Origin of the sequence: Ferruginibacter sp. HRS2-29 (genome assembly GCF_024343615.1) — a bacterium.
GTDB lineage: Bacteria > Bacteroidota > Bacteroidia > Chitinophagales > Chitinophagaceae > Ferruginibacter.
The window spans coordinates 1-14,216 of record NZ_RJUB01000012.1 but is presented as its reverse complement, the minus strand read 5'-3'; the positions used below and the strand labels follow the sequence as shown (position 1 = coordinate 14,216).

At 45.7% G+C, this 14,216-nt stretch carries 10 protein-coding genes; 1 reads left to right on the top strand and 9 read right to left on the bottom strand.

Annotated elements, in window-relative coordinates:
- Nucleotides 1-276: 276 nt before the first annotated feature.
- The 8 genes from EGI32_RS06345 to EGI32_RS06310 form a co-directional block, all read right to left on the bottom strand.
- On the bottom strand, nt 277-3,774 hold the full coding sequence (locus EGI32_RS06345) for a hypothetical protein (RefSeq protein WP_255154542.1): 3,498 nt from the start codon (nt 3,772-3,774) through the stop codon (nt 277-279).
- 204 nt (nt 3,775-3,978) lie between these two features.
- Complete coding sequence (locus EGI32_RS06340; protein ID WP_255154541.1) at nt 3,979-4,743, bottom strand: succinate dehydrogenase/fumarate reductase iron-sulfur subunit; 765 nt, start codon at nt 4,741-4,743, stop codon at nt 3,979-3,981.
- A gap of 40 nt (nt 4,744-4,783) precedes the next feature.
- Nucleotides 4,784-6,760 carry a fumarate reductase/succinate dehydrogenase flavoprotein subunit gene (locus EGI32_RS06335; RefSeq protein ID WP_255154540.1) on the bottom strand — a complete coding sequence of 659 codons (1,977 nt, stop codon included), beginning with the start codon at nt 6,758-6,760 and terminating at the stop codon, nt 4,784-4,786.
- A gap of 87 nt (nt 6,761-6,847) precedes the next feature.
- On the bottom strand, nt 6,848-7,555 hold the full coding sequence (locus EGI32_RS06330) for a succinate dehydrogenase cytochrome b subunit (RefSeq protein ID WP_255154539.1): 708 nt from the start codon (nt 7,553-7,555) through the stop codon (nt 6,848-6,850).
- A 187-nt stretch (nt 7,556-7,742) separates the two neighbouring features.
- Nucleotides 7,743-8,306 (bottom strand): hypothetical protein, encoded by a 564-nt coding sequence (locus tag EGI32_RS06325; RefSeq protein ID WP_255154538.1) that lies wholly within the window; start codon nt 8,304-8,306, stop codon nt 7,743-7,745.
- A 295-nt stretch (nt 8,307-8,601) separates the two neighbouring features.
- Complete coding sequence (locus EGI32_RS06320; protein ID WP_255154537.1) at nt 8,602-9,858, bottom strand: T9SS type A sorting domain-containing protein; 1,257 nt, start codon at nt 9,856-9,858, stop codon at nt 8,602-8,604.
- Nucleotides 9,859-10,158: 300 nt separating this feature from the next.
- A complete protein-coding gene (murQ, locus tag EGI32_RS06315) occupies nt 10,159-10,986 on the bottom strand; it encodes an N-acetylmuramic acid 6-phosphate etherase (protein ID WP_255154536.1) in 828 nt (275 codons plus the stop codon).
- Between the two features lie 10 nt (nt 10,987-10,996).
- Nucleotides 10,997-11,845 carry an N-acetylglucosamine kinase gene (locus EGI32_RS06310; protein ID WP_255154535.1) on the bottom strand — a complete coding sequence of 283 codons (849 nt, stop codon included), beginning with the start codon at nt 11,843-11,845 and terminating at the stop codon, nt 10,997-10,999.
- 127 nt (nt 11,846-11,972) lie between these two features.
- Here EGI32_RS06310 and EGI32_RS06305 point away from each other — a divergent pair, with 127 nt between their 5' ends.
- Nucleotides 11,973-13,571 carry a S41 family peptidase gene (locus tag EGI32_RS06305; protein ID WP_255154534.1) on the top strand — a complete coding sequence of 533 codons (1,599 nt, stop codon included), beginning with the start codon at nt 11,973-11,975 and terminating at the stop codon, nt 13,569-13,571.
- 412 nt (nt 13,572-13,983) lie between these two features.
- Here EGI32_RS06305 and EGI32_RS06300 read toward each other — a convergent pair.
- Nucleotides 13,984-14,216, bottom strand: a 233-nt coding sequence (locus tag EGI32_RS06300; protein ID WP_255154533.1) for a hypothetical protein, incomplete at its 5' end; no start/stop codon positions are given.

Here is a 14,216-nt window from a genome sequence, read left to right as displayed (position 1 = left end):
ACGAATTTGGGCGAAGATATAAGCAGACGAGGATCACAGATTTCAGAGGGATGAAGTGGATTACACAGATTATTTCCTGCAAGCAGGAAATGAAAAATGCATTTTACAAGAAGACGAATGATAATAAAAATTCGACATTTTGTAACCTGCATTTTTCGTTTTTACTGAGTAAAAACAATCTGTGTAATCCGCTTCATCCCTCTGAAATCTGTGATCATTTTTCTGCTTCGTTCTTCGCTTGCATTCTTAATTCTTAATTTTTAATTCTTAATTATTTTAGAACAGCGCTCTTATCGATGCCCTCCCGGTATGCACTGTCTGCGCTGTACCTGGCTTACGGCCTTCGTATTGCAGGCTCATTTCGATATTTCCGCCGAGGCGTTTGGTATATTCAGCATTCCAGAGATAATTTTTTCCGGGAAGCAGTCCGTCGAGAAGAATGTAGCCTACAGTGGTATTAGCAGCTCCGGGATAAGCTTTGAAGCCGATCTGGTTGTAAATGAATTTAATATTGATACTGCTGCTCGCAAGGATATTATATTTCAGCTCCGTCGTCAAAGCATTGTTGATGGCTCTTTCCATCGAATCGATGCGGTTCTTTTTTTGCGAATAGGAATAAGCGAGCGTTGCACGCAGATTGGATCTGTATACATAAGTGATATTCGGCTCCAGGTAATTTTGCAATACATTATAATTCCTGTTATCAAATTTTGCAGAGCTGGTGCTGAGTTCGTTGACAGTTTGTTTCAATACAAAATTGCTGACAAAATTCCTGCTCAGGTTTATCCTGATCTTCCCGGTAAGGTTATTCAGCCTGCGGCTTTCAAAACCATAAGCCAGTATTGACTTTGCAGAAGATTTGCTATGCGTGAACTCAAAGCCCCACCTGGTACTTGTACGATTATAAAAATACGTATTGGAAAAATAAGAATTCAAGGTGATCAAAGTGGTATCCACCAGCTTCTGGCTGAAGGGATTAAAAAGAAAATTACCATCCGCAATATTTTTTTTGCTGATCTGTAATGCCGAACTGGTATTGCTTCGCAGCAATAATTTCTTGAATCCCCTTGTAGCGGAAGCCGGATCCAGGATGGCTTTCGGGTCGAGATTGAAGCTGTAGTTGAACTGGAGGTAATTCGCTTTTACATATTCGCTTCCCGGGGTAAACACACGGATGTATTTTCGCTGATCCTGGTAAATGGCTTCTTCAAATTCATTCAACTCGGGAATACCGTTATTATTGTAATCTATCCAGGTATACTGCCCCTGCCCCGCCGTCACTTCCACATAACTGTATTCACGTTTCTGTTCCTGCCCGCTTCCTATTTCGTACAACATGTTTCCGTTGAGGAACCCTTTAAATTCATTGATAAAATATTCAGCACGGCCTAATACGCTGTTATCTTCCTTTTGCCTGCTCAGCCCCGGATCGATGATGTGCAGGCTACGGTAAGTGAGGTTAAATTTAAACTGATGCTTTTCATTTTTGAGCAACTCCGTATTGAAATTGATATTGTTGCTGCGGTCGGCCTGTTTCAATGCAGTATTCACCGGCAACAGGTCATTCCTACGGAAAAATGAAAGTCCCCATTTGTTGAGTTTTGTTACATCAGAACGAAGATAAAATTCATACACATTAAAACCGAAACTCGTAGAAGCCAGTGTATCCGCCAGTTTATCGCGTAGTTTATTGAATTCGCCCATATAGCTGATCCCCGTTTCCATTTTACGGAATTTCACCAATTGCTTTTTGAAATCCAGCGATGGCCGGAAAAAATCGCCTTTGTTGATCCTGCTGTCAAAAAAAGTATAACTGATGTTGTCAGTAAGCTTCCATCCTTTTACATCGCTGAAATGGCTCAGCGTCTGGCGGTACCCCTGGTAACCGTCGCTCCTGCCGTAGTTGACAACTTCATAGCGAAGATTGTTTCCTTTTTTATCACTCAATCTTGCAGATGCATTGATGAGCTGTTCATCTGCCACTTCCACATTATAAGGAAGGCTCCAGTCGCGGTAAAACTCCACATTGCGCAACCTTTCCAGCGCTTTAAATTTACGTTCTACATACTCGTAACCCACGATGGTTTGAAGATAAAGCTGGCGTTTCGCGATCCGTGCTTTTGTTGAATCATTCTGCAACGAAAACTTTCCGGCCAGCCCGCGGTCATTCCCTTTATCTTTTGAAGCAAACAGGTTTACATCATAATTACTCATCGCCAGTTCCCCTTTGAAGCGGGTGTTGGGCCTCAAGAGGTATTCCGTGCCAACGGTAAAAACCTGCAACTGTTTGGGTGTAACCAATAAAGTCACCGGTTCCCAATCGCCCTGAGGTTGTCCAGCAGCATTGGGTTGTACCCAGGCGAACAGTTTGCCATTGGTAGCATTGAGTACCTGCACGTAATTTCCCCTGCCTGTACCAAGATACGTGAAAGCCAGGCTGTACAACACTTCTGAAGGATCGGCAGATTGCACATAAATGGAATCGTGCTGCGTCAGGTTGTAAAGTGTATCAATTTTTTTATACAGTATCTTCCCGGGCGAAAAAGTATCCCTCACCGCACTCTGGTAAAAAGCATCGTTGAGGCTATCACCCACACTCGCCAGGAATTGTTTCTGTTTTACATCCAATGTCTGATCGATGGAAGAATTTTTCGCATCGGTATTAGAGTATGCTCCCAGGTATACATTCAGTTTCTTTCCCACTTTTATCTCATCGCTCACATAGATCTGCGAGTTCAGGTAGTTCCTGTCGGCATATTCAAATTCCACCTGCACCCTGCTGTCTTTGGTGATCATTCGTTTAGGCGTAAACGTTAGTTCGGCTGTATTGTAGTTGATCACGTAATCCTGGTCTTCTCCACGCTGCAGCAACTGCCCATCAAGATAAACCCTTTCGGTACCCGCGAGGATCACAAAATAAAATTCGTTGTTGGCACCCGAAAGCCTGTATGGCCCCTGGTTTCCTTCGAGCGTGGTAAGTATGTTGCGGGTAAATTTACCTTTGGCAATAGCGCCGCTCAGCAATAATGAATTGGAAACATTTTTGCCGATCTTATTGTCAGTGATGAAAGAAACACCTTGCAAACGTTTATAAAAATTGAGGAAATAATTTTTGCTTTGCCTGATATCGATGTCGCCAAAATTGACCTGCCAGTTGCGTTTTTTTATCTGCAAAAAGATCCTGTCAAAATCACGCAGATCCTGGGTATTTCCATCGGGCTGTATCGGGATATTGTTATCCGTAACTGCTGCTGTAAGTTCGAGGCTGTCGCCGATAAAACCATTCAGTTGAAGGTTCATCGTGCTGTTTACCACCGCATCCTGGCTATTGCCAAAAGATATGGCCCGGCCAAAACTACCCTCGGTATGTATCGTACCAAAATCGAGAAAGGGGTTACCGCTCTGCCGCGAAGAATTTTTTACGGTAAAAGGTTTTTCCGCCAGGAAATTAAAACGGATGCTGTCGTAGTTGTAACGGCTGGCCACCGCATTCAGTTTAAAAGGAAAAACGCGGTACGTGACGGCGATGCTGTCGGAGGAAGGTTTCCCGTTCCAGTAGATGGTGGCATTTACTTCATCGATCCTGTAAGCTGATTCAGGAATCCCGGCTATTGTCAAAGTACCAGGCGCAATACTCATGCTGTCCAGCTTTTGTGAAGGCATACGCACCGCAAGGCTTTTTTTCCGGAGGTTCGACAATGGATTCACCTGAGCCGACAATGCCTGTACGAGCATCAAGGCAGCAACAAGCAGGTATATCCGTTTAAATTTCAATCTTTGGGAGTGTAGTTCTGTAGTTTAAAAATAGGGTATTTTGCTGGATGCTGGTTACCGGATGCAGATACGGTTACGGAATAATAGATACCGGATACCACAACAGAGTTGCCTGCTAACGAACATCGGGCAACCAGCATCCCGCATCCCCAAAAAAATACCCTCTATAACAGAGGGTATTAACGAATATTATAAACCTTTAGTCTATTCTTCGGAGTTCAATTCCGCACTCAGGAATTCCCGGTTCATACGGGCGATGTTGCTCACCGAGATCCCTTTAGGGCATTCGGCTTCGCAGGCGTAAGTGTTGGTACAGTTACCAAACCCTTCCTTATCCATTTGCGCTACCATGTTGAGTACCCTGGTTTCCCTTTCAGGCGCTCCTTGCGGAAGCAATGCCAGCTGGCTCACCTTCGCACTGGTGAAGAGCATGGCGCTACCGTTCTTGCAGGTGGCCACGCAGGCTCCGCAACCGATACAGGCTGCTGCCATAAATGCTGCATCCGCATCTTTTTTATCGATCGGCAGTGCATTGGCATCTACCGCGTTACCGGTATTCACGCTGATATAACCACCAGCCTGGATGATCCTGTCGAAGGAAGTACGGTCTACCACCAGGTCCTTTATCACCGGAAAAGCCCTGCTGCGCCATGGTTCTACCACAATGGTATCGCCATCTTTGAAAGCACGCATGTGCAACTGGCAGGTAGTGTTCTGCTGCCATGGGCCGTGTGCCTGTCCGTTGATATACATGCTGCACATACCACAGATACCTTCGCGGCAATCGTGATCAAATGCGATCGGTTCTTTATTTTCTTCAATCAACTGCTCGTTCAATACATCAAACATTTCGAGGAAAGACATTTCCGAAGAAATATTCTTTACCTGGTAAGTTTCAAAACCACCTTTTGCCTTGCTGTTCTTCTGTTTCCACACTTTAAGTGTGAGGTTCATATTGTAATGCTCCATATTGAATTGTTATATGGTTATATTGGTAAATTGTTCCTTGTTATTTATAACTCCTCTGCGTCGGTTTCACGATCTCAAATTCCAGCGGCTCCTTGTTCAATTCCCAGTTGCTATCACCTTTATATTCCCAGGCGGCTACGTAGCTGAAATTTTCGTCATCGCGTTTTGCTTCACCGTCTTCTGTCTGGCTTTCTTCGCGGAAGTGGCCACCACAGCTTTCGTTACGGTTCAATGCATCTTTACACATCAGTTCGCCCAACTCTATAAAATCTGCTACCCTGCCTGCTTTATCCAGCTCGGTATTGAATTCGTTTACTTCGCCGGGGATACGAACATTGCTCCAGAATTCTTTTTTCAATTGCTGTATCTCAACGATCGCTTCCTGCAAGCCTTTTGCGTTTCGCGCCATTCCGCATTTATCCCACATGATCTTACCAAGGCGTTTGTGGAAACTTTCTACAGATTCGGTTCCTTTGATATTGATCAGGGTATTCAGCCTGTCGCTCACCGCTTTTTCTGTTTGTACAAACGCGGGGTGATCCAGTGGTATTGCATTCACACGGATCTCATCCGCCAGGTAATTACCCAGTGTGTAAGGAATCACGAAGTAACCATCTGCCAGCCCCTGCATCAGCGCCGAAGCACCCAGCCTGTTGGCACCATGATCGCTGAAGTTGGCTTCGCCCAAAGCATATAATCCCGGAACGCTTGTCTGCAGTTCGTAATCCACCCAAAGTCCGCCCATGGTGTAATGCACGGCCGGATAGATCCTCATCGGCATTTCGTATGGATTTTCGCCGGTTATCTTTTCATACATATCAAACAGGTTACCGTATTTTTCTTTCACTACGGCTTTACCCAAAGTGATCGCTTCATCGTCGGAAGGATGATGGTTACCGGTTTTGCCGGCTTCGATCTTACCATAACGTTTGATGGCATCAGCGAAATCAAGATATACCGCCAGTTTGGTAGTGCCCACTCCGTATCCTTCATCACAACGTTCTTTTGCCGCACGGCTCGCCACGTCACGGGGTACGAGGTTACCAAAGGCAGGATATCTTCTTTCGAGGTAGTAATCCCTTTCTTCTTCCGGGATATCCACCGCTTTACGTTTATCGTCTTTTGCTTTTGGTACCCAGATACGGCCATCGTTGCGCAAACTCTCACTCATAAGCGTGAGTTTGCTCTGGTGGTCACCGGTTACCGGGATGCAGGTAGGATGTATCTGTGTAAAACATGGGTTGCCAAAGAAAGCGCCTTTTTTGTGGGCTTTCCACGCGGCCGTAACATTACTGCCCATGGCGTTTGTACTAAGATAAAAAACGTTTCCGTAACCGCCGGTGCATAACAGTACCGCGTGCCCGAAATGACGTTCGAGTTCGCCGGTCACGAGATCGCGTGCGATGATGCCGCGGGCTTTGCCGTCGATCATCACCACATCCAGCATTTCGTGGCGGCTGTATTGTGTTACATTACCCAGCGCCACCTGCCTTTCGAGGGCGCTGTAAGCTCCTAATAATAATTGTTGGCCTGTCTGGCCCGCTGCGTAAAAAGTACGCTGTACCTGCGTGCCTCCAAAGCTCCTGTTGCTCAGCAACCCACCATATTCCCTTGCGAACGGAACACCCTGCGCCACACACTGATCGATGATGGCAGCGCTCACTTCGGCGAGGCGGTGTACATTGGCTTCACGTGCACGATAATCGCCCCCTTTTACTGTATCATAAAACAGACGGAAAACGCTGTCGCCATCGTTCTGGTAGTTTTTTGCGGCATTGATACCACCCTGTGCGGCGATACTGTGTGCACGGCGCGGACTATCCTGGAAACAAAATGTTTTGACCTTATACCCCATTTCACCCAAAGATGCGGCAGCGGATGCGCCTGCAAGTCCGGTACCTACTACGATTATTTCCAGCTTACGTTTGTTGGCCGGATTTACCAGTTTTACATGTCCTTTGTAGTCATCCCACTTTTCATCCATTTTACCATGAGGGATCTTTGAATCTAAAGCCATAATAGTTGATAGTTGATGGTTGATAGTTGATAGTGTGGCAAGGGTTGCGTAACTATCTTATCGGTTAAACTTAGTTAATTCAGTTTTTTAATGTACCGGTATAGCCGGAACTACTTCAGGAGTGTAAGTGATCCATCCGAAATGAAAAGCGATCGGCATCAATGCGAACGCCAGGCAGATGATCACCGTATATCCTATTCCTGCTGCGTTGATAATAGGTATGAATTTTTTGTTATTGACACCGAGTGACTGGAATGCACTTTGAAAACCGTGCATCAGGTGCCAGAACAATGCCACAATACCAAGCAGGTAGATCGCAACCACCCACCATTGCTGAAACACTTCATGCATTTCTGCATACAGGTTGTGCGGGGCATCATGATGTGCATATAAAGCTACTTTGGTACCTACATAAAAATGTGCGAGATGGATCACCAGGAAGATCAGCAACAGTGTTCCCAGGAGCCCCATGGAGCGGCTGTACCAGGTACTGTTCTTCTCTGGTTTGTTGCTGTAATATTTCACCGGGCGTGCAGCCACATTTTGCCTCCAGAGCATAAGCCCCTGGATTATATGAACTATGAGCCCGGCAAACAATCCTAACTCGAGGAAACGTACTATCCAGTTATGGCTCATGAAGCGGCCTACTATATTAAAAGTCTTTCCGTTATCGTTTAAAAAAATGCAGGAATTGATTCCTGCATGCACGATTAAGAAAGTTATCAGAAAAAAGCCGGTAAAGGCCATTACGTATTTTTTACCAAGGGAAGAAGTGAAAAAATGTTTCCAAGTCATAAAGAGAATATTGATAAGAGTAATTTGGTGTTGCAAAAGTACGTCACAAAATTGTAAAATAATTAGTTTTACGGAACAAAGTTTGGCGGGAACGATTGCATGCTTTCAAACACCCGAAGTTTCAAACACCCGGAGGTTTCAAACCCCGGAGGTTTCAAACCCCGGAGGTTTTGAAAACCTCCGGGGTTTATTCTAACCGCCTTCCCATCTCACTATCGATCAGCTGAAAGATCACTTCCGGTTTCAATGTGCGCCATTGCGGAAGTTCCAGGAGTTCGATGTAATTGGTGAGCCGGGCTTTTTTGAAATCATGTTTGCTTTGTTCCGGCAATCCTATCAGCACCACCCAGCCATGATCGTCTTCCAGTTGCTCACGCCATTCCTGGTAATAACTATCATCGCTGCTGTGAAAGTTCAACACGTTTTCGGCCACGATGATGTATTTAGTTATCCCTCTTGAAAACAACTGATCCATGACATCGTATCTCAACGTCATGATATCGTTTTCGATCGCGTCGTTCCATTCTCCCAGTAATTCGATGATAGCATAATGCTGTTCATAATCTACAAACAACAATTTCATGTATAAAGTTCGCGAGCCGAAATCGTCCCATTGCGGGTGAATGTAATAATTGTAAAGCGTCATCGAATATTCGAACTCGCTGTAAGTGCGGCCGAAAAATGGGGAAAGCCTGTCTTCTTCTGCGGCGTATAAGTGGCGCCAGTTGTAATATGGTTCTATATCCTGCATCCCTGTTCCTTTTTGATGCAAAATTCCGAGAAAACGGGCAGAAAATGGCGGGGATTTTTATATTTATTTGTGAAAGCGACGAGCGACCACCGACAACCGACCACAGACAACAGACTGTCTTGACGACGGACAACTGATACCGGCAAGCTTTTAAAGTTGTTCTATAAATAATCCAATACCTATTGCAACGGTTTACCAGAATAAATTAATCTGTGTAATCCGCGTGATCCATAAAATCTGTGATAAAAAAAGGCTACCAAATGGTAGCCCCTGACTTATTAACCCAAAAAAATCTTTATTGAATGATCAGTTTTTCTGTAAATACCACCTGGTTCTTTTCATCCAGCGCTTTCAGCATGTACGTTCCTTTTGCAGGACTTCCATTGAGGCTGATCGTTTCTGTCTGCTGACCTTTTACGATCGTCACTTTCTTTGATTGAAGCGGACGGCCGGTGATGTCGGTGAGTATTAATGTATAAACGCCATTCTTATTATTGTCAAACAATACTTTGAAAGTTGAGCCCGTCACAGGATTCGGGAATACCCTGTTATCCGTGTTGATAGCGATCTTTGGCAGGTCTTCCACCACTACAAATTTCTTTGCCGCATCTGCTTCTTTTTGCAACAGCAGGTTGCCATTGGCAAGGTCGGAAGCATTGTATACCACATCCGAACCTTCCATCTTCACTGCTTTCAGGTCGTCGAGTTTCAGCTTATAATAACCTTCAAATACATTGGCGCTGCTCACTATGATATTGCCTTCGGCATCCACCGCCGCACCGTTGGTGGTATAACCGCCCGGAAGCCCGGTGATGGCGCCTTTGTAAGTGGCTACGCGGCTGTTGAGATCGATTGAAAAAACACTATGGCTGGCCGAAATGATGTACAGTTTGCCGAAAGCATCGGCTACCATATCTCCACCCCAGCTGGTGCATTTGTTGTGAATGGAAATACCGCCGTTCTTTTCATCATCGATCAGGTTGCCCAGGTCGGTGATGACAGGCTTTTTACCGGTAGTGAAACGAATCACGCTGTTACCATCATTGGTGATGGCATAACCGTTTCCATCAGCACCGATCACCATACGGGTGATATGATTGGCTTCATCGGTTGCTACCGCCGATACTTTCAGCAGCGGGCTGCTGATGGTATAAAACTTCGGTGCATCCTGTTTGCTGTCCAGGTCGAGCCAGCGCAGTTCGCCCATGCGCATAGGGATGAAGAATAATTTATTCGACCGCCTGTCGTAAGCCGCGCCAGCCACAAATGTGCCGGTAGGATAATCTTTGGAAGCAAAAATGTTTCCATCGGTGTTGAACGATTGATCTATCGTTTTTTTGCTGGCAGCATCCGTCATGGTAAAATTCGTTTTGCTGCGCTGGAAGATCGTTTTCTCCACTTTGCCTGTCGAGAGGTCCACCTGGCGGATATTCATCCAGAGGAAATCTTTCGTTCCGTCTCCGGTGATCGCATATGCTTTGTTGGATTGCTGTGCATTGGCGGCGAGGGCAGTTACCAGTAATGCAGAAGAGAGTAAAATTTTAGATTTCATAAGTGCCTTTTTTTGGTTAAACTAATCTGAAGTCTAATTTACGGAAAAAAGGAATATGAAATAAGAAATATAGAATAAGTAATCAGAAAGTGGATGAGCGGTGGAGGATGACGACGGACCACAGACCACTGACGATAGACCACGTACCATGGACGATCGGTTCCCTGGAGTTGAATTAGGTTCAGGGAATTTTATAATAATGTATTACTAAGCAAGAAAACGCCAGGAAATTAACAATACTCCCGGCCGAAAGTCAGTACGGTGGTCGGTCGTCCGTCGTCTGTAGTCGGCCGTCAGTCATCAGTCGCCGTTGGTCGTTTTATAGGCTTCCGTGGCTTTTTTCACCGTTTTATTTGCCAGCAACAATTCTTTGGCGGTTTCATATGCTGTGATGCCGGTATTTTCCATCAGCATTTTCACGCCGCGGTCTACAAGCTTGTCGTTCGTCAGTTGCATGTTCACCATCTTGTTATCTTCTACCCTGCCCAGCTGTATCATCACCGAAGTGGAGATCATGTTGAGTACCAGCTTCTGCGCCGTTCCGCTTTTCATGCGGGTGCTTCCGGTCACGAATTCGGGGCCTACTACCACTTCTACCGGAAAGTCGGCGGCGGCGCTCAGGGGCGCATCAGGATTGCAGCAGATGCTCCCGGTGATAATATTATGTTCGCGGCATTTTTCCAACGCGTTGATGACGTAAGGAGTGGTGCCGCTGGCCGCGATGCCTATCACCACATCGGCGCTGTTGGCATTGTGTTCCTGCAGGTCGAGCCAGCCCTGCTCGGTATCGTCTTCGGCAAATTCAACCGCTTCGGTGATCGCCTTTTTGCCCCCGGCAATGATGCCCACCACCAGGCCGTATGGCACACCGTAAGTAGGCGGACATTCGCTCGCATCCACAATTCCCAGCCTGCCACTGGTGCCCGCTCCGATATAAAAAAGCCTCCCACCGGCAAGCATCTTATCTACTATGGCATGCACCAGCACTTCTATCTGCGGGATCACCCCTTCTACTACGTCAGGTACTGTTTTATCTTCTTTATTTATATTTTTCAGTAACTCCCCGATTGGCATCTTTTCCAGCCCGTGATAATGGGAATCCCCTTCAGTCATTTTTACAAAAGCCATAATGCTGCGCCTATTTTTGTTGATGAAATTTGATCAGCCCATCCATGGGGCGTTTGATCACTTTACCGAGCTGAAGCTCGTATGAATTACAGAGATCCTTCAGCACGTCTCTGAAGCCGTAAGCGATGCTGCCCGCAAAATTGATCGGCATGGTCCAGCTTTCCCTGTATTTATAAATATGGTTGAAGAAAAAATCGTTGAACCCGTCCTCAATGATATTCTCGATCATGAAATGCCCGCGGTTCTCTGCGAGGAACATGGCAAAATTTGCCAGGTATTTGTTGGGCAAAGGTTTTTTGTACACATTCTCCAGTATCTCCGACGAATTGGTGTTGAAAGCCGCATCGAACCTGTCCATCAGGTCGGCATCGAATGTGTTGTAAAGGTAATATTGTATCACTTTTTTACCCAGGTAAGCCCCGCTTCCTTCATCACCGAGGATGAAACCCAGTCCCGGGCTGTTCTTCATGATCTTTTTTCCATTGAAGTAACAGGAATTGGCACCCGTGCCAAGTATGCAGGCGATGCCTTTTTCGTTTCCGCAAAGGGCTTTGGCAGCGCCCATCAGGTCGTGGTCTACCGACACTTTAGCGCCTTTGAAAACCGAGCTGAGTGCCTGGCGGACGATCTTTACATTGTTGGGATTACTGCAGCCGGTACCGTAAAAATGTATCTCATCCGGCAGGAAATTTTTGATCTTCGGAAAAAGTTCATTCTGCAGCACTTCGGAGATCTGCGCCCCTGAAAGAAAATAAGGGCTTAATCCTTGTGTATCGAGGGTTTTCTTCTTTTTTGCCCCGTCGAGAAGGCACCATTCGGTCTTGCTCGAACCACTATCGGCTATTAATATCAGGCTCATGGTAATTTCCTTTGAAACATCAAGGTAGAACATTCGTTCGAAAATTTCATAAAAAATAGTTGGCACAAAAAAAATTAACTTTGCACTTACTCCTCTGATGGAACGACGGGTATTTAAGTTTTTTTATATGACGAACAACAAAAAGTTACAGGTCTGGTTACCCCTGTTATTTAGTATCACATTGATCGCCGGCATGTTCATAGGCTACAAGATGAGAGATGGTATCCCCGGCAAAAGTTTTTTTTACACCGAAAAACGCAGGCCTATACAGGAAGTGATGGACCTGATCCAGAGAAAATATGTGGATGACGTAAACCTCAATATGATCGCCGATTCGGGCATACAGGCCATGTTGCTGCAGCTCGATCCCCACTCGGCATTTATTCCTGCTTCGGACGTACAGCGGGTGAATGAAGACATCAACGGCAGCTTTTTTGGCGTAGGCATCGAATTTAACATCATACAGGATACGCTGCATGTGGTGAACGTGTTGAAAGACGGGCCTTCGTTTGCCGCGGGCATCAAGACCGGCGACAAGATCCTCAAAGCCGGCGACAGCATTATTTCCGGAACGAAGATCGATTCGGAACGTATCCGCGGCCTCCTTCGCGGCCCGTTGGGCAGCGATGTAAATCTCAGCGTGCTCCGCGACAGCAAGAAAATGAATTTCGCCGTAAAACGCGGCGTCATTCCGCTGGTCAGCCTGGATGCGGCTTATATGATCGACAAAACGATCGGTTATATCCGCCTCAACAGGTTCAGTACAAAAACTTACCGCGAATTCATGATCAGCCTGGAAGACCTGAAGAAAAAAGGTATGCAGAAACTGATCCTCGACCTGCGTGACAATGGTGGTGGTGTGCTGGAAGAAGCGGTAGAAATTGCCGACGAATTCCTTGCCGGCGATAAAATCATCACTTACACCGAAGGTAAACATACCGCCAAAAAAGAATACCGTTGCCGCCGCCAGGGACAATTTGAAACCGGCGAACTGGTGGTATTGGCCAATGAAGGAACTGCCAGCGCCAGCGAGATATTGCTGGGTGCTTTGCAGGACTGGGACAGGGCGACCATCGTGGGCCGCCGCAGCTTTGGAAAAGGGCTGGTGCAGGATCAATATACCCTGAGCGACAACAGTGCACTGCGACTGACCATTGCCCGTTATTACACCCCCGCAGGCCGCAGCATACAGCGCCCGTACACCAAGGGCAAACATGCTTATTACGATGAAGTATACAACCGCTATACCGATGGTGAAATGGTAAGTGCCGATTCGGTAAAGAACGATACTACAAAAATTTTCAAAACATTGGTGAAGGGCAAAAAGATCTTCGGCGGAGGAGGTATTTCACCCGATTATTTCGTAGCGGCGGATACCAGCAAAATAGGCCTTGTAACTGCCAGGCTTTTCAGCAAAAGCATCCTCACCGATTATGGGTACCGCTATTACCTGCTGCACCCCACCCTCCAGCAAACTTATAAAACGCCGGAAGAATTTGTAAAGTCATTCAGCATCACCCCCGAAAGCTGGCTGCTGCTGGAAACGATGGCTGCGAAGGATTCCATCAAGCTTTCGGGTATCTCCGAAAAGGAAAGGACATTCCTTAACAATTCGATGAAGATGGCCGTGGCCAGGCAACTTTACAGGAGCGAAGGATATTTTGAAGCGGTGAATGCCGATGATGCGAATGTGAAAAAAGCAATAGAGATACTGATTAAGAATTAATAATTACGAATTACGAATGAGTGCGAAGAGCTAAGCGAAGGAGGATCGCAGATTTCAGAGGGATGAAGGGGATTACACAGATTGTTTTTACTTCGTAAAAACGAAAATGCAGTTTATAGCAAATTGAAGAGTTTTTAAAACTTCAACTTCTCATAAACTGCATTTTTGTTTTGCGCCAGCAAAATAATCTGTGTAATCCCCTTCATCCCTCTGAAATCTGCGATTATTTTTTCCGCGGCAATCTCCGCTTACATTCGTAATTCGTAATTGCTAATTCGTAATTAAATAAAAAACCTCCCATTTTCAGGAAGGCCTTTAAAATCACTCGTTTGGGAAACACAGATTGTTCTGACTTCGTAAAAACGAAAATGCAGTTTATAGCAAATTGAAGAGTTTTTAAAACTTCAACTTCTCATAAACTGCATTTTTGTTTTGCGCCAGCAAAATAATCTGTGCAATCCCCTTCATCCCTCTGAAATCTGCGATTATTTTTTCGCGGCAATCTCCGCTTGCATTCGTAATTCGTAATTGCTAATTCGTCATTAAATAAAAAACCTTCCATTTTCAGGAAGGCCTTTAAAATCACTCGTTTGGGAAACACAGATTGTTCTGACTTCGTAAAAACGAAAATGCAGTTTATAGCAA